The organism is Nocardia sp. NPDC004123, assembly GCF_053603795.1.
On record NZ_JBSGGG010000003.1, the window covers coordinates 80,247 to 97,758 of the forward strand.

22 protein-coding genes and 2 pseudogenes are annotated in these 17,512 nt (G+C 63.5%); 13 read left to right on the forward strand and 11 right to left on the reverse strand.

Annotated features, from left to right (window positions below):
- Nucleotides 1–231: 231 nt before the first annotated feature.
- A complete protein-coding gene (gene hxlA, locus ACWEQQ_RS04765) occupies nucleotides 232–861 on the reverse strand; it encodes a 3-hexulose-6-phosphate synthase (protein WP_452347156.1) in 630 nt (209 codons plus the stop codon).
- A gap of 45 nt (nucleotides 862–906) precedes the next feature.
- On the reverse strand, nucleotides 907–1,488 hold the full coding sequence (hxlB, locus tag ACWEQQ_RS04770; RefSeq protein WP_452347157.1) for a 6-phospho-3-hexuloisomerase: 582 nt from the start codon (nucleotides 1,486–1,488) through the stop codon (nucleotides 907–909).
- A 187-nt stretch (nucleotides 1,489–1,675) separates the two neighbouring features.
- On the opposite strand from hxlB, the gene ACWEQQ_RS04775 reads away from it, so the two are divergent.
- Nucleotides 1,676–2,929 carry a LuxR C-terminal-related transcriptional regulator gene (locus ACWEQQ_RS04775; protein ID WP_452347423.1) on the forward strand — a complete coding sequence of 418 codons (1,254 nt, stop codon included), beginning with the start codon at nucleotides 1,676–1,678 and terminating at the stop codon, nucleotides 2,927–2,929.
- 308 nt (nucleotides 2,930–3,237) lie between these two features.
- On the opposite strand, the gene ACWEQQ_RS04780 is transcribed toward ACWEQQ_RS04775, so the two are convergent.
- The 5 genes from ACWEQQ_RS04780 to ACWEQQ_RS04800 all read right to left on the reverse strand — a co-directional run bounded on the left by ACWEQQ_RS04780 (nucleotide 3,238) and on the right by ACWEQQ_RS04800 (nucleotide 5,825).
- Complete coding sequence (locus tag ACWEQQ_RS04780) at nucleotides 3,238–3,570, reverse strand: transposase (RefSeq protein WP_452347158.1); 333 nt, start codon at nucleotides 3,568–3,570, stop codon at nucleotides 3,238–3,240.
- Nucleotides 3,509–4,009 carry a DDE-type integrase/transposase/recombinase gene (locus tag ACWEQQ_RS04785; protein ID WP_452347159.1) on the reverse strand — a complete coding sequence of 167 codons (501 nt, stop codon included), beginning with the start codon at nucleotides 4,007–4,009 and terminating at the stop codon, nucleotides 3,509–3,511. Before ACWEQQ_RS04785 ends, ACWEQQ_RS04780 begins: the two co-directional genes overlap by 62 nt.
- A gap of 35 nt (nucleotides 4,010–4,044) precedes the next feature.
- Entirely contained in the window at nucleotides 4,045–4,296 is a 252-nt protein-coding gene (locus tag ACWEQQ_RS04790) for a hypothetical protein (protein ID WP_452347160.1), read from the reverse strand.
- A gap of 325 nt (nucleotides 4,297–4,621) precedes the next feature.
- Nucleotides 4,622–5,401, reverse strand: a complete 780-nt coding sequence (locus ACWEQQ_RS04795; protein WP_452347161.1) for an IclR family transcriptional regulator — start codon at nucleotides 5,399–5,401, stop codon at nucleotides 4,622–4,624.
- 214 nt (nucleotides 5,402–5,615) lie between these two features.
- A complete protein-coding gene (locus ACWEQQ_RS04800; protein ID WP_452347162.1) occupies nucleotides 5,616–5,825 on the reverse strand; it encodes a hypothetical protein in 210 nt (69 codons plus the stop codon).
- 106 nt (nucleotides 5,826–5,931) lie between these two features.
- Between ACWEQQ_RS04800 and ACWEQQ_RS04805 the strand changes: the two genes are divergently transcribed.
- The 12 genes from ACWEQQ_RS04805 to pcaB are packed head-to-tail and all read left to right on the forward strand — an operon-like array spanning nucleotide 5,932 to nucleotide 15,084.
- Nucleotides 5,932–7,365, forward strand: a complete 1,434-nt coding sequence (locus tag ACWEQQ_RS04805) for an aromatic ring-hydroxylating dioxygenase subunit alpha (RefSeq protein ID WP_452347163.1) — start codon at nucleotides 5,932–5,934, stop codon at nucleotides 7,363–7,365.
- A complete protein-coding gene (locus tag ACWEQQ_RS04810) occupies nucleotides 7,362–7,949 on the forward strand; it encodes a 3-phenylpropionate/cinnamic acid dioxygenase subunit beta (RefSeq protein WP_452347164.1) in 588 nt (195 codons plus the stop codon). The genes ACWEQQ_RS04805 and ACWEQQ_RS04810 overlap by 4 nt, the downstream gene beginning before the upstream one ends.
- Complete coding sequence (locus tag ACWEQQ_RS04815) at nucleotides 7,946–8,254, forward strand: hypothetical protein (RefSeq protein WP_452347165.1); 309 nt, start codon at nucleotides 7,946–7,948, stop codon at nucleotides 8,252–8,254. The genes ACWEQQ_RS04810 and ACWEQQ_RS04815 overlap by 4 nt, the downstream gene beginning before the upstream one ends.
- A complete protein-coding gene (gene hcaB, locus ACWEQQ_RS04820) occupies nucleotides 8,251–9,033 on the forward strand; it encodes a 3-(cis-5,6-dihydroxycyclohexa-1,3-dien-1-yl)propanoate dehydrogenase (RefSeq protein ID WP_452347166.1) in 783 nt (260 codons plus the stop codon). The genes ACWEQQ_RS04815 and hcaB overlap by 4 nt, the downstream gene beginning before the upstream one ends.
- 40 nt (nucleotides 9,034–9,073) lie before the next feature.
- Complete coding sequence (locus ACWEQQ_RS04825; protein ID WP_452347167.1) at nucleotides 9,074–9,271, forward strand: ferredoxin; 198 nt, start codon at nucleotides 9,074–9,076, stop codon at nucleotides 9,269–9,271.
- On the forward strand, nucleotides 9,268–10,464 hold the full coding sequence (locus tag ACWEQQ_RS04830) for an NAD(P)/FAD-dependent oxidoreductase (protein ID WP_452347168.1): 1,197 nt from the start codon (nucleotides 9,268–9,270) through the stop codon (nucleotides 10,462–10,464). Before ACWEQQ_RS04825 ends, ACWEQQ_RS04830 begins: the two co-directional genes overlap by 4 nt.
- On the forward strand, nucleotides 10,461–11,216 hold the full coding sequence (locus ACWEQQ_RS04835; protein ID WP_452347169.1) for a class II aldolase/adducin family protein: 756 nt from the start codon (nucleotides 10,461–10,463) through the stop codon (nucleotides 11,214–11,216). The genes ACWEQQ_RS04830 and ACWEQQ_RS04835 overlap by 4 nt, the downstream gene beginning before the upstream one ends.
- Complete coding sequence (locus tag ACWEQQ_RS04840; RefSeq protein ID WP_452347170.1) at nucleotides 11,213–11,977, forward strand: SDR family NAD(P)-dependent oxidoreductase; 765 nt, start codon at nucleotides 11,213–11,215, stop codon at nucleotides 11,975–11,977. Before ACWEQQ_RS04835 ends, ACWEQQ_RS04840 begins: the two co-directional genes overlap by 4 nt.
- 37 nt (nucleotides 11,978–12,014) lie before the next feature.
- Nucleotides 12,015–12,500 carry a hypothetical protein gene (locus ACWEQQ_RS04845; protein ID WP_452347171.1) on the forward strand — a complete coding sequence of 162 codons (486 nt, stop codon included), beginning with the start codon at nucleotides 12,015–12,017 and terminating at the stop codon, nucleotides 12,498–12,500.
- Nucleotides 12,497–13,210 (forward strand): protocatechuate 3,4-dioxygenase subunit beta, encoded by a 714-nt coding sequence (pcaH, locus tag ACWEQQ_RS04850; protein WP_452347172.1) that lies wholly within the window; start codon nucleotides 12,497–12,499, stop codon nucleotides 13,208–13,210. Before ACWEQQ_RS04845 ends, pcaH begins: the two co-directional genes overlap by 4 nt.
- The gene (gene pcaG, locus ACWEQQ_RS04855; RefSeq protein WP_452347173.1) at nucleotides 13,203–13,736 is read left to right on the forward strand and encodes a protocatechuate 3,4-dioxygenase subunit alpha; all 534 of its coding nucleotides are present in this window, start codon (nucleotides 13,203–13,205) and stop codon (nucleotides 13,734–13,736) included. The genes pcaH and pcaG overlap by 8 nt, the downstream gene beginning before the upstream one ends.
- A complete protein-coding gene (gene pcaB, locus ACWEQQ_RS04860; RefSeq protein ID WP_452347174.1) occupies nucleotides 13,729–15,084 on the forward strand; it encodes a 3-carboxy-cis,cis-muconate cycloisomerase in 1,356 nt (451 codons plus the stop codon). Before pcaG ends, pcaB begins: the two co-directional genes overlap by 8 nt.
- Here pcaB and ACWEQQ_RS04865 read toward each other — a convergent pair.
- The 4 genes and pseudogenes from ACWEQQ_RS04865 to ACWEQQ_RS04880 all read right to left on the reverse strand — a co-directional run.
- Nucleotides 15,018–15,401: a thiolase family protein gene (locus ACWEQQ_RS04865; protein WP_452347175.1), complete on the reverse strand. Its 384-nt coding sequence runs from the start codon at nucleotides 15,399–15,401 to the stop codon at nucleotides 15,018–15,020. The two genes, pcaB and ACWEQQ_RS04865, sit on opposite strands and share 67 nt — an antisense overlap.
- Nucleotides 15,402–15,428: 27 nt before the next feature.
- Entirely contained in the window at nucleotides 15,429–15,656 is a 228-nt protein-coding gene (locus ACWEQQ_RS04870; RefSeq protein ID WP_452347424.1) for an IclR family transcriptional regulator domain-containing protein, read from the reverse strand.
- A gap of 120 nt (nucleotides 15,657–15,776) precedes the next feature.
- Nucleotides 15,777–16,594 (reverse strand): annotated as a pseudogene (locus ACWEQQ_RS04875) (transposase); the annotation flags it as partial.
- A gap of 298 nt (nucleotides 16,595–16,892) precedes the next feature.
- Nucleotides 16,893–17,508: pseudogene (locus ACWEQQ_RS04880) on the reverse strand (3-oxoadipate enol-lactone hydrolase); the annotation flags it as partial.
- Nucleotides 17,509–17,512: the final 4 nt, after the last annotated feature.

Consider the following 17,512-nt stretch of genomic DNA (forward strand, 5'->3'; position numbering starts at 1 on the left):
GCGTTGGTGCACAATCAGATTCATTCCGGATACCGTGGAGTGGCGTCTGCGACTGTGCCGCTTGCGATATGAAAGATTGTTCTTCGGGCCTGAGCCTGTGGGAAGTGCTTCAGATTACCGAAGCAACCTTTCTGGACGAGCATTTGACGTATCAGTCGGGTCTCGCGCGCGAGCGCCGACAACAGGTAGAGCCCTGAACACGGTGGTGTTCAGGGCTCTACCTGGATCGGGCTAGCTGGTGAGGGCGTCTTTGAGGGCCTTTGCGGCTGCGGCGGGGTCCTCGGCGGAGTAGATGGCGCCCCCGGCCACAGCGACCTCGGCGCCTGCGTCACGTACCGCGGTGATGGTGTCGGCCTTCACGCCACCGGCAATCGAGAAGGGCACGCCGGCGGTCTTGCCGTCGTCGAGGAGGGCCTGGATCGAGTACCCGGGCTGGGCCTGCTCGTCGAGACCGGCATGGATCTCGACGAACGCGACGCCGAGTTTTGCGATCTCGCGGGCTCGCTCGACACGGTTGTCGACACCGATGAGGTCGGCGACGACCTTCTTTCCGTGCTTGTCACCGGCCTCGACCGCACCCTTGATGGTCGCGTCCCCGGCGGCACCGAGAACGGTGACGAGGTCGGCGCCCGCGGCGAAAGCGAGATCAGCCTCGAGGAAGCCGGCGTCGGCCGTCTTGAGGTCGGCGAAGACCTCCTTGTCCGGGTGTGCAGCTTTGACCGCGCTGATCACCCCGAGGCCGGCGCTCTTGATCAGCGGAGTGCCGAGCTCGATGATGTCGACGTACGGGGCCACCTTATTGGTCAAGGCCAGTGCGTCGGCAGTGGTGAGCAGATCCACTGCAACCTGCAGCTTCGTCATGTGTTTCTCCTGATTGTTTCTTTTCGAGGTCTTGGGTAAGTCAAGTCAGCCGATGTTGGCGTGTCGTTCCCACAGCTTCTCGGCGGTCTGGTCCTCGTTGCTCCACAGCGACAGAAACAGCGCGTCGAATGCCAGGAGTACGGATTGTTCGAACAAGCTGCCCGAGTACTGGCGGGTGATGGCCGCGCTGTGGTCCTGTTTCTCGGCTGCAGGCAGGACCAACACCTCGTCGGCCCGCTGGGCGAGCGGTGAGTCGGGCGCGGTAGTGACTGCCATCACCGATGCGCCGACCTTCTTCGCGGTGTCTGCCGCGCCGACCACCGAGGCTGTTGTGCCCGACCCGGATACAGCGATCAACAGATCGCCGCTGCCGATGGCCGGTGCGGTCACTTCACCTGCCACATGCACCCGTAGCCCCAGATGCATCAGCCGCATTGCTGCCATCTGAGTGGCCAGCCCGCTACGCCCGTTGCCGATCACGAAGACCGCTCGTGCCGCGGTGATCAGGGTGCCAGCGTGGTCCCATTGTTCCGCGGCAACGGAATTGAGCAGTCGTTGATTCTCCTCGAGCACGATGCGGCGTCCATCACCGAATCTCGTCCTCGTCTGCTCGACGGTCGCGGTCATGATCCTCCTCGGTTGAGGCCCGTGGCTTACCTCGTCTAGGTTGCCGTCGGGTTCCACTGTGGGCACCTCGCCGAATGGCTGGTTGGAGCTGACCGGTTTACCAGTGCGATCCACTCCGAACTGCACGTACCTTGGTGACGTGGTCGCAATCGATGCAGAGGTCGCCGCCCATACGGATTGGACCGGTATGCGGCGGGTGATCGCGGGTCCGTTACCGGAAATCGCCCAGCGCTTCTCGCGGTTCCTTACCGGTTCGTGCCCGCATGCGGCGTTGGTAATCTTCACCCGTGAGTGCACGGGCCGCCCACGCAAGGTTGCCGGTCTCACCGAAATCACCGATCGCGTGACCATCGACGAACTCGAAGTGCTCAAGCGCTCGGTCGTTCCGGAAGCGGCTTTCGACGGACCAGCGGTCTTGGCCGGAAAAGAGCGCCGTGTGTGGGCGCTGAGAGACGAGACTGACACTTTGCTGGTGCTTGTGCCTCGGAACGCGCAAGATCCACCGGCTGACTGGTCGGAAATCGGTGCGCAGTTCGGGATTGTGGCGACGTCCATTCAGCAGCAGGTGGTCCAGGCCAGTCCCTCCTATCTTGCCGAATCCCGCGCCGCTTCGAGCGAGCGTGCACGCACGATCGTTGAACTCACCGAGGCGCACCAGGCCACGCTGGCATCGATTCTCGGGACCCTCCGCTCGAACGATCTCGACGATCGTCGCGCACGTCTTACTGCGAGTGAGACCGCATCTGCGGCGCTGATCGCCCTCCGCTCGGCCGGCGATGCGGATCGTGCACTGTCTGAAGAAGCCGTAACGACCGCTTTCGCTCGCCTGCAGGGCGAATTGCGCCCGCTACTCCGTCATCGGGATGTGGAGGTCAGTTACGTTGATCCTCCGGCAGATGGCAGGGCCCTTCCAGGTGAAGTCGCGCATGCCGCACGGGCAATGGTGCGGGCCATCGTGTTGGCGTTCGCCGCGCAACCGGTGTTGGAGCGCCTGCGCGTGGCATGGGACTGTGACGGTGCGAATGTGATCATCGAGATTCGCGATCAAGGAGTAGGTGCGATCGACGGTCACGCGCTCTCGCATCAGCTGTCAGCGCGGTTGCAGACACTGCGGGGTGACCTTGATGTCGAGTCGATCGACGGGTGGGGAAGTCGTGTCACATTGACGATTCCACTCGATCCTCCTGCCACGCGGCCCGACGAGCACCTTCTTGCAGAGTTGAACCCGCGTGAGCTCGAGGTCCTCGGCTATCTGTCGACCGGGCGGCGTAACCGAGCGATCGCAACGGCGCTCGGAATCAGTGAAAGCACAGTCAAGTTCCACGTCGCCAGTGTGCTGAAGAAGCTCCACGTCGCCAATCGAGGAGAGGCTGGAGCGATCGGTGTAAGAGCCGGCATTGTCGTCGCGCCGTCGTCGTCACACTCCGATCGAGGAAGCTGATTGTCGGACGGCAGGCCGGAGCGACGGCTCGGGTGGACGCGTCCGGCGATTCACTGCAGTGGACCGGAAATTCTGCGACTTTGAAGCGATTTCGTCCGCCTGCGCTGCCATATCGCTTGGCCGACTTTGTGCGCCCCGTCCTCCCATCTCTGTCTGGCATAGCCGAATTCAGGTCAGGCACGGCACCTGGAATTCGCCGCATGCAGCTTCGAAGCGACGTCGCGTTGCGGTGGTCGGCGACAACAGCGGCCTGACCTGACCCCATGATTTCGGTCCGGGTGATGTGGCCCCCTGCTGATAGACCGCCGTTATGAGAGTTGAGGGCTGGGTTGGATATCGTGCCAGAGCATCTCATACTCGGCTGGGCTGAGGTGGCCGAGATAGCTGTGATGCCGCTGCACGTTGTAGAAGTTGTCGATGTAGTCGGCCATCGCGATGGTCAATTCCAGTGTGGTGGACCACTTCCGGGTGTCGAGCAGTTCGGTCGGCATACGCCCCCAGAACGACTCCATGACCGCGTTATCGAAGCAATCACCCACGGTCCCGAACGATTCCAGCAGATTCCACCGACGCAGGTTCTCACCGAACGCCCACGACGTGAACTGGGTGCCGTGATCGGGCGTGCAGAATCGTCGCCCCATAGCCTGCGCGTTCTCGCACCGCCATGTTCACTGCATTGTTGACCAAGGCTGTATCGGCGATCGTCGAAAATGTCCGAGCGACAATCATTTTGCTGAACGCGTCCAGGATCGCGCAGCAGTACACTTTGCCGTCGCGAGCCGGATGTTCGGTGATGTCGGTGAACCACAACTGGTTCGGACGATCCGCGGTAAACCGCCGTTGCACCAGGTCTGACGGCGTGTCGAGGCCCAGCAGGCTGGGCTTGCGGCGCCGCCGCGGCAGGCCCGACAGACCACGTTCGCGCACGATCGCCTCCACCAGTTTCAGATTCACGATCATGTCGTGTTCGACCAGCAGAGCCGCGCGGATTCGACGCTTTCGATAGATCCCGCGAGAGCGTCGGTGGATCTCCTCGATCGCATCCGCCACGACGATGCGCCGCACCTGGCGTGCCGGCATCGGGCGGCTGCGATGAAATTGAAAGGTCGATCGGTTCAAAACCTATTATCCAGCACGCCGACCGACTCGAGTGACCGAGTGCGATCAATCCTGCGGCGATCGCGATTTTCCTTTGGGGAGATCACCACCCCTTCGTCGAACAGCGCGCACGCGTCGCGGGTCAACGCCAGCTCGGACTCCAGCTGGGCGATGCGCTTGTGGGCGGCGGCCAGCTCGTCTGCGTCCGTGCTGGGTACTCCGTCGCGGACTCCCGCGTCGATCAGCGCCTGGGCCTTCCACCGGAACAATGTGGTCGGCGAAATGCTTGTCTCCGAGGCGATCTCGGCGAGGGTTCGCCGCTACGCAGCCGCGCAGATACCTGACGACGCAAGGACAGCGAATATGACTTCGGCACAGTGACCTCCCATGGATCACTTTGCCTCAGCTCCCACAAGTGTGGACCGGTTCCAGGGGGCCACATCAGATGGCCCGAACTACGGGGTCCCGTCACGCCCGCGGGTGGTTCATGATTGGTCCACAACGGGGCCGTTGGTGGCGACATTTGTGTTCCCAGAATGAAGTGGGGCACAATGCAGGCCGTCCGCACCGCGAGCGTGCGATGCGGCGACTGACTCAGAGGAAGTACTCGGAAACCTCTAGCGCCACGCTCTGTAGTTCCTCTGCGATCTCGGACCGGGTCTGGTCGGTCATCCGGCCCACGGGGCTGGACACATTGAGGGCGTAGCGAGCGAAGCTGTACTCGCCGAGTGGAACTGAGACCGAGGCGACTCCGTCCTCGCTTTCTTCGCTGCTGGTCGCATAGCCCCGCTTGCGAACTTCCTTGATCTGGCGCAGCAGTTCCGATCGCTTGGCAATCGAATGCGGTGTCAGGGCAGGGAGATTCGCGTCGGGGTAGAGCTGTAGCAGGGTGTCGTCATCGATCATCGACAGCAGGGCCTTGCCCGATGACGTGCAGTGTGCCGGCATCCGCTGGCCCAGCCGGGCCCCGACCCGTACGGCGCGTGAGCTCTCTACCGAATCGACGAACGTGACCGTGCTGGCGTCGAGCCGGGCCAGATGCACGGTCTCCCCGAGCGTGGCCGACAGCCTTTCGAGCACCGGGTGCAATCGCTCCCGGATATCGACCTGCCGCAGGATGGAGAACGCGATCGTGGTCAGTGCGGGCCCGGGCTCGTAGGCCCGGGACCCGGCGGCCTGCCGGACGAATCCGCGGTATTGCAGCATGGCGAGCAATCGGTGCGCCGTCGAGGACGCGACAGTCAGGTACTCGCTGACCTCGGTGAGCCGGATACTGCGATTCTCGCCCAGCAGTAGCAGAATTCGCAGTGCGTTGTCGACGGACTCGATCGGGTACTGCGGCTTGACCGGTTCTTCGTCGTCCCTGGCTTTCACCCCCACAGGGTAGCGGTTACGGACAGGACCGCCCGCAGGCGAATCGGCATTCGTCGTGTGAGTGTCCGCGGACCGCGAAGCGTGCCGCAGGGGAGTCCGCGATGACGTTGGTGACGGTGTCGCGAGCGCCCCGCGGTCGCCGGAAATCGTGGTCGCAGGGCAGGTCTACGAGCTTTTGTCCGTACTCGGGATGGTGTCCAAGATCTGATCCACGTCACTCGGGAACAGGCCTTCGTAACGATCTCGATTCATGACCGCCGTCAGGACCGTGACCTTCTGCAGGTGTAGCCCTGGCCTGGCACTTCGACACTTCGACGCTCCAACTATTGAGCCAATTGCGCAGTGTCACTTCACCACCGAAACCGCGATCGCCGAAGTTGACGCGGGCGGAAGCGCCGGAGATGCCCCAGATCACAATCGCCATGATTTCTTTCTGGCAGAAAGAACTTCTGCTGAAGGGTTGACGCTCAGCCTTCCCGCGTTGCAGAATCGAGTTCTGTAAGACAGAAACTTCTCTGAAGTGGGGTTCCATGCGCGATGCGGACGAAGTCCTCGCCAACGTCCGGCGAGGCCTCCTACCTGCCCACATCTACAGTGACGTCGAGGTGTTCGAGGCGGAGAAGGAGCGGTTGTTCAGCCGAGCGTGGACCTTCATCGCCCATGAGAGCGAGGTGCCGCAGGCCGGTGACTACGTCGTCCGACGGGCGCTGGACAACTCCTTCATTGTCAGCCGTGATCAATCCGGCGGAATCCACGCCATGTTCAACATGTGCCTGCATCGGGGCATGCAGGTATGCCGCGCTGAGCAGGGCAATGCCTCCCACTTCCGCTGCCCGTACCACGGGTGGTCGTATCGCAATGACGGCCGCCTCATCGGGTTGCCGTTCCATGAGGAGGCGTACGGCGGTGACGCCGGTTTCGTGCGCACCGGGCAGCGGTTGCTGCCCGCCCCCAAGTTGGCCACCTACAACGGCTTGATCTTCATCTCGATGGATCCCAATGCGCCGTCGCTCGAGGATTTCCTCGGCGACTTCCGCTTCTATCTCGACTTCTACACCGGCCAAAGTGCCAGTGGCGCAGAGGTACTCGGGCCGCAGCGGTGGCGAATCAAGGCCAATTGGAAGATCGGCGCGGAGAACTTCGCTGGCGACATGTACCACACCCCGCAGACGCATACGAGTGTCGTGGAGATCGGCCTGTTCCGGGAGCCGAAGGCCGAAAAACGCAAGGACGGCACCACCTACTGGGCCGGCAGGGGTGGCGGCACCACCTACAAGCTGCCGCCAGGCTCCTTCGAGGAGCGGCTGCAATACGTCGGGTATCCCAGCGAAATGGTCACCCGGATGAAAGAGCAGTGGTCCCAGGAGCAACAGGATGTCATCGGCCGGGACGGATTCATGATCTCGGCGGCGTCGGTCTTCCCGAATCTCAGCCTGGTGCACAATTGGCCGCGGGTCGCCGATTCCGAGGATGTGCTGCCGTTTATCTCGCTGCGGCAGTGGCAGCCCGTCAGCGAGGACGAGACCGAGGTGCTGTCCTGGTTCGTCGTCGACAAAGAGGCGCCGGAGGAGTTCAAAAAGCTCTCTTACAAGGCGTATGTCATGTGCTTCGGCAGCAGCGGCATGTTCGAACAGGACGATGTCGAGAACTGGGTGTCACTAACGAAGACGGCCAGCGGCAGCATGGCCCGCCGGGTACTTCTCAATAGCCGCATGGGGATTCTGCAAGACGACACTCCCGTGACCCCTCCGTTGACCAACGATCAGTGGGCCGGACCTGGTGTCGCCCACGTCGGTTACGCCGAGTTCAACCAGCGGCACCTGCTCGACGAATGGGCCGATCACCTCGAGATGGAACCGCCCGCCATCGCCCCGCCCGCGATCGGCGTACCGGCCGACACCGGCGAATCATGCGGCGAGAAGGGCCAATCATGCAGCGAAACCCCTGCGGAGGTGCGGTCATGACCACCTATATTCCGATCAGCTCGAGCAAGTCGCCGTTAGGCGCGAATGCGTCGACAACCGAATCGGTCGGGCCGTCGCTGACGTTCGACGACCCTCGCCACCTGCTGGCGTATCGATGGCTGATCGAGGAGGCGTATCTCCTCGATCGCCAGGACTACACTGCGTGGCTCGAGGCGCTTACCGAAGACATCCACTACTTCATGCCGATCAAGGTGACCACAGCACTGGGGTCCGGCTACGACACCGCCAAGCGGATGGCCCATTTCGACGAGGACAAATACTCCCTCAGCCGTCGAGTCGCCCGGTTCCACACCGAGCACGCCTGGACCGAAGACCCGCCGTCCCGAATCCGCCACCACCTGTCGAATATTCGCACCTTCGCGACGCCGACCGAGCAGGAACTGGTCGTCGAATCCGCCGTGCTGCTGTTCCGCAGTCGCGGGGATGTCTCGGAACCGTCGTTGATCTCGGCCGGCCGCAGTGACCTGCTTCGTCGCGAGGGCGATACCTGGCGGCTCGCTCGCCGCCATGTCAGCGTGGACGAATCGGTGCTGCGAACCCAGAACTTGGCGATCTTCCTATGAGGTTGTCTTGGGAAGGTGAGGCGGAGGACGCCGCAGCGGCCGCCACATCCAATGCGGAATTGCGGTCCTTGCTGGCGGGCCGAGAGGGTGAGCCCATTGTGCTCGGCAATGAATTCGCCGAGGTCCGCGTGTGCAAAGTGGTGACCCGCAATGGCGCTCGGTTGCTGATCGAATCGCCGAGGTCGGGGCAGTGGGTGACGCTCGATCCGCTCGAGCTGGAGGCCGTTACCTGGCAAACCACCGCCACATTCTCAGCAATGATGGGTCGGCCGTTCGCGCCGCTGATTCGGGAGGACGAGCAATGAGCGGCTGGCTCGAAGGAAAACGCGCTCTCGTCGTGGGCGCGGGATCCGGCATCGGACGAGGTGTGCTCGACGCATTCCGCGCGGAGGGCGCCCGGGTGGGTGCACTGGAAATCGACGAAGCGAAATGCAAGGCACTCGCCCGGGAGTGCGGCGGCGTGGTAGTCGTTGCCGGGGATGCCACTACAGCGGAAGCGAACTCGCGTGCGGTCGCGTCAGTGGTCGACCAGTTCGGCGGCCTCGACGTGCTGGTCAATTGCGTGGGAATCTTCGACTTCTATCGGCCGCTGGCCGATATCGACGCCGATCAACTAGATGCTGCCTTCGATGAGATGTTCTCCGCCAATGTGAAATCGCACCTGCACAGCGTCAAAGCCGCGATTCCGGCCCTACGTGAGAGCGGCGGCAACATCGTGCTGACCGAATCGACCTCGGCGTACTACCCGGGCCGAGGCGGCACTCTGTATGTTGCTTCGAAATTCGCGGTGCGTGGGCTGGTGACCACGCTGGGCTATGAGCTCGCGCCTGACATCCGGGTGAATGGTGTTGCTCCGGGCGGAACACTGAACACGGATCTGCGGGGTCTCTCGACGCTCGGGCTCACGGGTCGACGGCTAGACGGCCCGAACCGGGCCACAGAGCTGGCCGGCCGCAACCCGCTCGGTGTCGCACTTTCCGGTGCCGACCATGCGTGGAGCTATGTATTCCTGGCGTCGGATCGAGCCCGGGGCATCTCGGGCCGTGTCGTGCACTCCGACGGCGGGATGGGAATCAAAGTCTGACGGTCGACCTGTCGATCGACTCAATCTAAGGAGAGCTGAAATGGCCGTTCTCAGAGCAGATCTGAATGCGTGCCAAGGGTACGCGAACTGCGTCGTGGGCGCGGATGACGTCTTCGATATCGATGACGCGGGAGTCGTGGTGCTGTTGAGGACGGAGGTCGCCGACGCCGATCTGGCTCGTGTGCAGGCTTCCGTACGCAGTTGCCCGGTCTCGGCCCTGCGGCTGGAGGAACGGTGACCGGCGGTGTGGTGATCGCCGGCGGTTCCGTCGCCGGGGTGCACACGGCGCGCGCACTCCGCAGGCATGGCTATGAGGGGCGAGTACGGGTGGTCGAGGCCGAGTCGGAACTACCGTACGACAAACCGCCCCTGTCGAAATCCGCAGTCGCACATGATCCCCGTGTGTCACTGCTGACCCGAGCGGAGGCAGAAGATCTGGGCATCGAGCTCGTCTTGGGTCGTCGAGTCGCCGAATTGTCCACTGAGACTTCGGCAGTGACCACCGATGACGGAAGCGATCTGCGGTACGACGATCTCGTCATAGCGACCGGAGCCGCCGCCCGGCCCGCGCCGTGGACCTGCGAAGGAGTTCACGTGCTGCGAACTTTGGCTGATGCGCGCGGGCTTCGATCCGATCTGGCGGCGGCGCAGCGCATGCTGGTTATCGGAGCGGGATTCATCGGGGCGGAGGTCACATCGCTGGCCCGCAGCGCCGGGATCGCGGTTACACTGATCGACGAAGCGGCGGTGCCGATGGCGCGGCTGGTTGGCACTCTGTTGGGTGAACGCTTGGCAGATCTGCACCGAATCAATGGCGTCGACACCAGGTTCGGGATCCGCGTGAGCACCCTCGAACGGCATGGTGGCAGGGTGCGCGCCGAGTTCTCAGATGGTTCCGTGGCTGACGTCGACGTCGTCGTGGTCGGTATCGGTGCTCGTCTCGACCTCGAGTGGCTCGAGTCCGCTGGACTTTCCGTCGGCAACGGCGTCGAATGCGACGAGTACGGCCGTGCAAGGGGTTTCGGCAAGATCCACGCGGTGGGCGATGTCGCCTGCTGGTTCCAGCCGCGACTCGGCAGAGCAGCGCGCATCGAGCACTGGACGAACGCGGTGGAGCAGGCCGACTGCGTAGCGCAGAATATCGTCCGCCCCGAAGCACTCGTTCCGCACGACCCGGTGCCGTATGTGTGGAGTGACCAGTACGACTGGAAGATCCAGCTCATTGGCACCCGAGACGTCGACCGCTGTCCGGACATCATCGAACAGGCTGATCCCTTCCGCTTGGCCGCAGTGTGGCCCGACGACCGAGGTCGCATTACCGGTGGGATGACAGTGAATTGGTCCCGAGCGTCAGTTCGGTTGAGGCAGGGGATTTCCCGAGGAACCCCGGCGTCCGAAGTCGGCGCGCAGCTGCTGGGAGCGTCGAAATGAGTGCGGACGAGCTGGATCGTCTCCGCGACGAAGTGGCGCTGGGTTGCCGCGTCCTGGCGGCGCGCGAATTGGCTCCGGGCATTTTGGGCCATATCAGTGTACGGCTCGATGAATCGCGGATGCTGATCCGATGCCGCGGACCGCGCGAGCGGGGACTGGCCTACACCACCGCGCGCGATATCCGTCTCGTCGAACTTTCCGGTGCTCCTGGCGCGAAAGGCGAGTTGGACGGCGGGTATTCCGTGCCGTACGAGTTGCCTTTGCATGCGCAGATTTTGGCGCGTCGCCCCGAAATAGTGTGTGTAGTGCACGCCCATCCGCGCGATGTCGTCGCCGCTGACCTGGCAGGACTACCGATCCTTCCGATCGTGGGCGCGTACGACATTCCGGGAGCCGCTCTTGCCCAAGGGGGAGTTCCGGTATTCCCGCGGGCCGCGCTGATCGCCACCTCTGACCTGGGTGACGCTGTTGCTGACTCGCTCGGAAACCGCCCGCTGGTCATCATGCGAGGGCACGGGCTGACTTCTACGGGTAGTGGTGTGGCAGAGGCGGTCCTGCGGGCGATCTCGGTCGATGCCATCGCTTCGATCTCGCTGTCGGTGGCCGCCGCGGGCGGCACGCTGCGGTCGATCAGTGCCGAGGATATCGCACAGCTCCCCGATCTGGGTGCCGGGCTGAACCTGGCCGTCGCCTGGCGCCATGAGCTCGCGCGCCTCGGAAATCAGACCCAGCCCATCGGGGAGTTGATATGACCTCTGTCCTCGACCGCTTCGCTCTGACGAACCGGGTCGCGATCGTGACCGGCGCATCATCGGGGCTCGGAGTTGCGTTCGCTCGTGGTCTGGCGGAGGCAGGAGCGAACGTGGTTCTCGCCGCGCGCCGCATCGATCGGTTGGAGGACACCCGCAGGCTCGTGGAGGAGACCGGGCGCTCGGCGCTCGTTGTCGCCACTGATGTTGCGCGACAACTCGATTGCGAAGTGCTGGTCGATGCGGCGATGGCGAGATTCGGGCGGGTCGATCTGCTGGTCAACAATGCCGGTATCGGCACTGCGGTGCCGGCCTTACAGGAGACGGTCGAGGAGTTCGAACAGGTTATCGACGTGAACCTCTACGGCTGCTACTGGATGGCGCAGGCATGCGCCAGGGTGATGCACCCCGGCAGTAGCATCGTCAATATCTCGAGCGTGCTCGGGCTGACCACCGCGGGATTGCCGCAAGCCGCCTATACGGCAAGCAAGGCCGGTCTTCTCGGCCTGACCCGTGACTTGGCCCAGCAGTGGAGCGGCCGACTCGGGATTCGCGTGAATGCCCTCGCCCCAGGCTTCTTCGATTCCGAGATGACCGCCCAGTACAAACCCGGCTACCTCGACCGGCAACTGTCGCGCATTACCGTAGGCCGGCTGGGCGACCCCGCCGAACTCACTGCGGCGTTGGTGTTTCTGGCAAGTCCGGCTGCCGAGTACATCACCGGGCAGACCCTTGCGGTTGACGGCGGCCTGACAATCGCCTGACCCTGAACAGATTTACCAGTCCAAACTAGGAGTGAGTGTGGCGAGTATTACGTCTTTGGCAGAGGCGGTCTCCGAACTCGTCGAGGATGGGTACACGGTTGCGCTCGAAGGGTTTACGCATCTGATCCCCGTCGCCGCCGGACACGAGATCATTCGTCAACTCAAACACGACCTGACATTGGTGCGGATGACCCCGGACATCAGATACGACCAGATGATCGGGGCCGGTTGCGCCCGGAAACTGATCTTCTTTTGGGGTGGAAACCCCGGAGTGGGTCCGTTGCATCGGGCAAAGCTCGGTCTGCTGGGCCACGGGCCCACCTTGGTGATCACCGATCTGGGTGTCATGCAACCAGATTCGTCCGGCGAGCTGGTGCTCACCGCGGTTCATCCGGGTGTCGATGTGGGGCGGGTCCAGGCGGCGGCGGGTTGGGAATTGCGAGCCGCACCGGACTTGGGGATCAGCGTCGCCCCGACTGCCGCGGAGCTGGCGGCGCTGCGTGCCCTGAAGGCGGCGTCATGACAATTCACGGCTTCCGGCGTGACCCGCAAGGTACCCATCCGCCACTGGATTCTCCCGAGTACAAATCCACCGCGCTGCGCCATCCGACCCAGGCACTGGTATTACTGCCCCAGCGATTGACCGAATTGACCGGGCCGGTTCTGGGGGAGGGCCGAGTTGGCCCACAGGACAACGACTTGACTGTGGGCCACCCAGGAGAGCCTGTGGGCCAGCGCATAATCGTGCACGGCCGGTTGCTCGACGGTGACGGCAAGCCGGTCCCGCATTCGCTGATCGAGATCTGGCAGGCCAATGCCGGTGGCCGCTACCGTCATGATCGGGATCGCTGGGACAGCCCGTTGGACCCGAACTTCGAGGGTGCCGGTCGCACCGTCACCGACTCGGCGGGTAGATACGAATTCACCACCATCAGACCGGGCGCGTATCCGTGGCGGAATCACCACAATGCGTGGCGGCCCGCGCACATCCACTTCTCCCTGTTCGGACTGTCGTTCACCCAGCGACTGGTGACGCAGATGTATTTTCCCGACGATTCGATGTTCTTCCAGGATCCGATCTTCAATGCGGTGCCCGAACACGGCCGGAACCTTTTGATCAGCAGGTTCGACTACGAACGCAGCGAACCCGAGCGGGCCTTGGCCTTCGAGTTCAACATCGTGCTGCGTGGCCGTGACGCTACCCCTTTCGAACGGGATGATCACGATGAGTGACCTGACCAGCACGCCCTCTCAGACCGTGGGTCCCTATCTGGACATCGGACTGACCTGGCCGGACGGGCCGTACGCGGTCCCGGAAGGCACACCTGGAGCCGTCTGGATTCGGGGCCGGGTGTTCGACGGTGCTGGCGATCCGATCGACGATGCGCTCATAGAGACCTGGCAAGCCGACGAGACGGGGCACTTCACGCACCAGCATGAGCATGGCGGAGAATCCCGTGGTTACGCGCGAAGCCATACCCGCGGTGGCGAATTCGCGGTACACACCTTGGTGCCGGGAGCACTCTCCGACGGGCAGGCCCCGCACATCGATGTGTCGGTACTCGCCCGTGGACTGTTGCATCGGGTCGTCACCCGGATCTATTTTCCCGAGCATTCCGAAATGAATCGTGACGATCCCGTACTCATCTCGGTTCCCGCGCACCGTCGCGACACATTGGTCGCGACTCGAACTGGAGATGGATACCGGTTCGATATCCATCTGCAAGGTGAGCTCGAAACAGTGTTCTTCGATGTCTGACGGGCTGTTCGATGCGGTGCTCGCCGCGGGTCCGATCGCCGAGCAGGTCGACGATCGGGCATGGGTGCAAGCGATGCTCGATTTCGAAGGTGCGCTCGCGCGCGCCTCAGCCGATGCCGGACTCATTCCCTCCGAGGCCGCCCTGACCATCGAGCGACATTGCCGTGTGGAAGAGTTCGATATCGCGGTGCTCGGAGCCCAAGCTATCGGAATCGGCAATCCGGCAGGCCCGCTTGTGCGGGCACTCACCGCGAAGATCAACGCCTCAGCGGCTGCTTACGTGCACTTCGGCGCCACCAGTCAGGACGTCGTCGACACCGCCGCGATGCTTGTTACCGATCGCTCATTGACCGTGCTCGATGACGAATTACGCACGTGTATCGATCGACTTGCGCGCTTCGCCGCCAGCCATGCCCAGACACTGATGGCCGGTCGCAGCCTGCTGCAGCAGGCCGGGCCGGTGACTTTCGGGCTGGTCGCCGCTGGATGGCTTACCGGCCTTGCCGCGGGCCGGGAGCGAATCAACCACCTTCGACGCGAGCGGCTGGCCGTCCAGTTCGGCGGCGCGGCAGGAACTTTGGCCGCAATGCGGGGTGACGGGGTGGCCGTCCTTGGCGGGCTGGCTCGTCGGCTCGCGCTCGCCGAACCGGCCCTTCCGTGGCACACCGAACGCAGCCGTATCGCCGAGGTCGCAGGGACTCTCGGGCAGATCTGCGGGACAGTCGCCAAGATCGCACGCGACATCACGCTCCTCGCCCAAAGCGAGGTCGCCGAGGTCTACGAGGAGGGTCCAGCGGGGTCCGGCGGCTCATCGACAATGCCGCACAAGAGAAACCCAGTGGCGGCGATCCTGGCCTCCGGATCGGCCGCGCAGGCCCCCGGATTGGTCGCCGCGCTCTTTGGTGCAGCGGCAGCACACGAGTATCAGCGCGCTGCCGGCGCATGGCACGGCGAATGGCGGCCTTACATAGAACTATTGCGCACCACCGGGTCTGCGGTGCACTGGCTGGGAACCAGTCTGGAACGACTGCGCGTCGACGTCGTACGGATGCGCGCCAATGTCGGGATCACTTCAGGACTTCTGCTCGCTGAGAACGTCGCTATCGCAGCAATGTTCGCATCCGACGGTGCGGCGGGCCGTCAAGCCGCCTCGGACGCGGTTGCTTCGTGCTGCGGGAGAGCCGCGACAGGTGACGGCGAACTGGCGGACTTGGTCGCCGCTGACCCGGCACTCGGCACGTTCCTCGAACGCGGCCGTATCGAGGAGTTGCTGGATGCGGATCAGTACCTCGGGTCGACGAAAGAATTCATCGTTCGGGTACTCGATCGCACGGTGGGCGAATCATGAGTCCGGTCGAGCTGCGCTGTCGCCTTGAAGGAATCGAGCACGAAGCCGGCTCGTGCTGGGCGGGTTACTGGGCGGCGACATAACATATGTGGGTTCCACAAATCGAGCACGGCGACACGTCTGATCGTTGGCGCCGCTCCGTTCGGGGACGCTTGACCGAGGATGACGTCGTCAACATCGCTGCCGTCCACTCCGGTGCGCTTCAGCAGTTCCGCGATCAAAGTTGCCGCAGGTGTTTCCGGCGCGATGTCCTTGAACACGCCGACAAATCGACCGATCGGGGTGTGTAAGGGTTCATAGATGGCGGCATCGGGCATCGCGATTACTTTGGAGAGTAATGCATTTCAGGCTAGAGTCTGGATGCGAGCGAGGTCGTGATGGATGTTCTCCGCAGTGGTGATCAAGGGTGGGATCAGGTTCTTACAGATAGCCGCGGGTGTGTACCGGGCGGCATGTGTCGAGATGTTGATGGCGGCGACTACCGTGCTGGTGTGGTCGCGGATCGGTGCGGCCATCGAGCGCAGCCCTTCCTTGAGTTCGCGATCGACGATGCAACACCCGTCGGTGCGCACTTTGCCACTTCCTCGCTCAGTTGATCGACGGTTATGATGGTGCGGCCGAGGAGCGGGGTCAGACTGACCTTCGCCAAGTACTTCTCGAATGAGGCCTCGGAGAGCCCGGCCGACAGTATTCGAGTGCTCGCCGATCGCGGCGATGGCCTTGGCGACGGAGGTGTTCTTGGTCAGCACCAGCGAGAACCGGGCACCGGCCCGGATGGCGGCGCGCACGACCTTGCGAGTGCCGTAGGCCGAATCGCCACGCACCAGGATCTCCCCGGTGGCGCCGGCTGCGCGGGCGGTGCCGATCGCCGCGGTGACCATCGTCGCAGCCCCCTTGCCGGACCCGGTTTTCCCCGCCCGCAACCGCACACCACAACGGGAGCGGCGAGATCGGTGCTGATCGTGGCTGCCAAGGGTGAAAGCCCTTTGCGCAGAACCTGTTTCCCTGCAATCTTGGTGTGCCCGTAGGAGGCGCCCTGCTTCTGATGGCCGTAGACCGGCCGCAGCAGTGAGTCGATGTCCACGAACGCCCTCGCCTCGGCGCCGGGCAGCAGACCGGCCCGCGCGATGAGCGCGAGCAGATGCTCACGCATCACCGACTCCAATTGCTTGGCGTGTCCGAAGGTGAACTCCCGCAACAGGATCCCCACTGTCGAGGGCGCATACACTGCGTCGAACAGTTCGGTCATCCCGCCGCTGCGCAACAGGTCGATGTCGTCGATGCTGTCCGCGCCCGCACACATCCCCGCGATCAACGTCGCCAGTTTCGGTGCCGAGTTGGCCGACCCGGCCCTGATCCGGGGCGCCTCGATCCTCACCTTGTCGGCGAACATGCTGGTCAAGCCGGTTTGTTCGGCCAGCGTCATCACCGGGAGCAGCCCAGCCACCGACACGAGGTTGTCATTGTCGAACCGCGCCGAATCGCCGGCGAAGGTGTGGAACAATCGCACTGAAAGTGTCTTCCCGATCTGCTATTCGATTGTTGCGTGAGAACATCAATCATCGCAGCTCGGAAGGCACTTTTCCCATTTTCGGCACACCCTCCGCATCGAGCACATCCACGGATCGACGCTAAATGGCGAAGGCTGGGAATCGCGTACCGATATTGATCGAGACGGTCATGATCCGTCAGACCGGGACGCGAGCGACGTACACCACGTCATCTTCATCGAGAATCGATATCGAGGTCGACTCGCGTGCTTGTTCCGCTAGCGATTCCAGGTGCGGCTCAGCCAATTCCGGCAAGGAGTTCCCAATCGGGGTGAGGAGGGCCAGCGTCAGCAACGGCCGGGTGCGATTGTCGAGCCTGGGCCTGCTCCACACATCGCCCCACGTCGTACGGGTGATGAAATCTTGGAATGGGTCGGCGAATTCGGTAGTAGCTGCGATCGCACGCTCGACGTAAGCGTCACCGAGTACCGACCGCCGTACTCGCATCCCCGCATCGAATGCTGCCGAGTGATTGCGCTCGGCCGGGTTGGGGAACGAGATGCCCTCTCTTGTAACGGCGCTCGCCGCCGCATGGAACATGCGCTGCCGCCGCGAATTGCGCGGCGATAGGTGCCGAGACGGGTCGGGCTTGTTCGATATTGGCAAGGTGTGCGGCCGGATTCAGTTCGTGCAGTATCGAATTCGCTATGGCGTTCGCGATCGTGCGCAGGTCGGCCGGTTTCGTGGCCGGATCTTGTGCACCGGCGAGCACGGGTGTCGGCGCGGCGATGCGGTCCAGGTCCGCTTGTCCGTCCCACTTCGACATCGCCTCGCAACACGCGGCATAGCCTTCGTCCTCCGTGCCGGCGACCATTGCCCGGCACCGCGCGACCAGTGCCGGATCTCGTTCGGCCAAACCAGGAGTGAACCAGCGCGCC

What these genes read in the sequence shown, in the direction of transcription:
- hxlA (WP_452347156.1), bottom strand. Translation starts at nt 861, where the DNA reads ATGACGAAGCTGCAGGTTGCAGTGGATCTGCTCACCACTGCCGACGCA.
- hxlB (WP_452347157.1), bottom strand. Translation starts at nt 1,488, where the DNA reads ATGACCGCGACCGTCGAGCAGACGAGGACGAGATTCGGTGATGGACGC.
- ACWEQQ_RS04775 (WP_452347423.1), top strand. Translation starts at nt 1,676, where the DNA reads ATGCGGCGGGTGATCGCGGGTCCGTTACCGGAAATCGCCCAGCGCTTC.
- ACWEQQ_RS04780 (WP_452347158.1), bottom strand. Translation starts at nt 3,570, where the DNA reads ATGGGGCGACGATTCTGCACGCCCGATCACGGCACCCAGTTCACGTCG.
- ACWEQQ_RS04785 (WP_452347159.1), bottom strand. Translation starts at nt 4,009, where the DNA reads ATGCCGGCACGCCAGGTGCGGCGCATCGTCGTGGCGGATGCGATCGAG.
- ACWEQQ_RS04800 (WP_452347162.1), bottom strand. Translation starts at nt 5,825, where the DNA reads ATGGCGATTGTGATCTGGGGCATCTCCGGCGCTTCCGCCCGCGTCAAC.
- ACWEQQ_RS04805 (WP_452347163.1), top strand. Translation starts at nt 5,932, where the DNA reads ATGCGCGATGCGGACGAAGTCCTCGCCAACGTCCGGCGAGGCCTCCTA.
- ACWEQQ_RS04810 (WP_452347164.1), top strand. Translation starts at nt 7,362, where the DNA reads ATGACCACCTATATTCCGATCAGCTCGAGCAAGTCGCCGTTAGGCGCG.
- ACWEQQ_RS04815 (WP_452347165.1), top strand. Translation starts at nt 7,946, where the DNA reads ATGAGGTTGTCTTGGGAAGGTGAGGCGGAGGACGCCGCAGCGGCCGCC.
- hcaB (WP_452347166.1), top strand. Translation starts at nt 8,251, where the DNA reads ATGAGCGGCTGGCTCGAAGGAAAACGCGCTCTCGTCGTGGGCGCGGGA.
- ACWEQQ_RS04825 (WP_452347167.1), top strand. Translation starts at nt 9,074, where the DNA reads ATGGCCGTTCTCAGAGCAGATCTGAATGCGTGCCAAGGGTACGCGAAC.
- ACWEQQ_RS04835 (WP_452347169.1), top strand. Translation starts at nt 10,461, where the DNA reads ATGAGTGCGGACGAGCTGGATCGTCTCCGCGACGAAGTGGCGCTGGGT.
- ACWEQQ_RS04840 (WP_452347170.1), top strand. Translation starts at nt 11,213, where the DNA reads ATGACCTCTGTCCTCGACCGCTTCGCTCTGACGAACCGGGTCGCGATC.
- pcaH (WP_452347172.1), top strand. Translation starts at nt 12,497, where the DNA reads ATGACAATTCACGGCTTCCGGCGTGACCCGCAAGGTACCCATCCGCCA.
- pcaG (WP_452347173.1), top strand. Translation starts at nt 13,203, where the DNA reads ATGAGTGACCTGACCAGCACGCCCTCTCAGACCGTGGGTCCCTATCTG.
- pcaB (WP_452347174.1), top strand. Translation starts at nt 13,729, where the DNA reads ATGTCTGACGGGCTGTTCGATGCGGTGCTCGCCGCGGGTCCGATCGCC.
- ACWEQQ_RS04865 (WP_452347175.1), bottom strand. Translation starts at nt 15,401, where the DNA reads ATGCCCGATGCCGCCATCTATGAACCCTTACACACCCCGATCGGTCGA.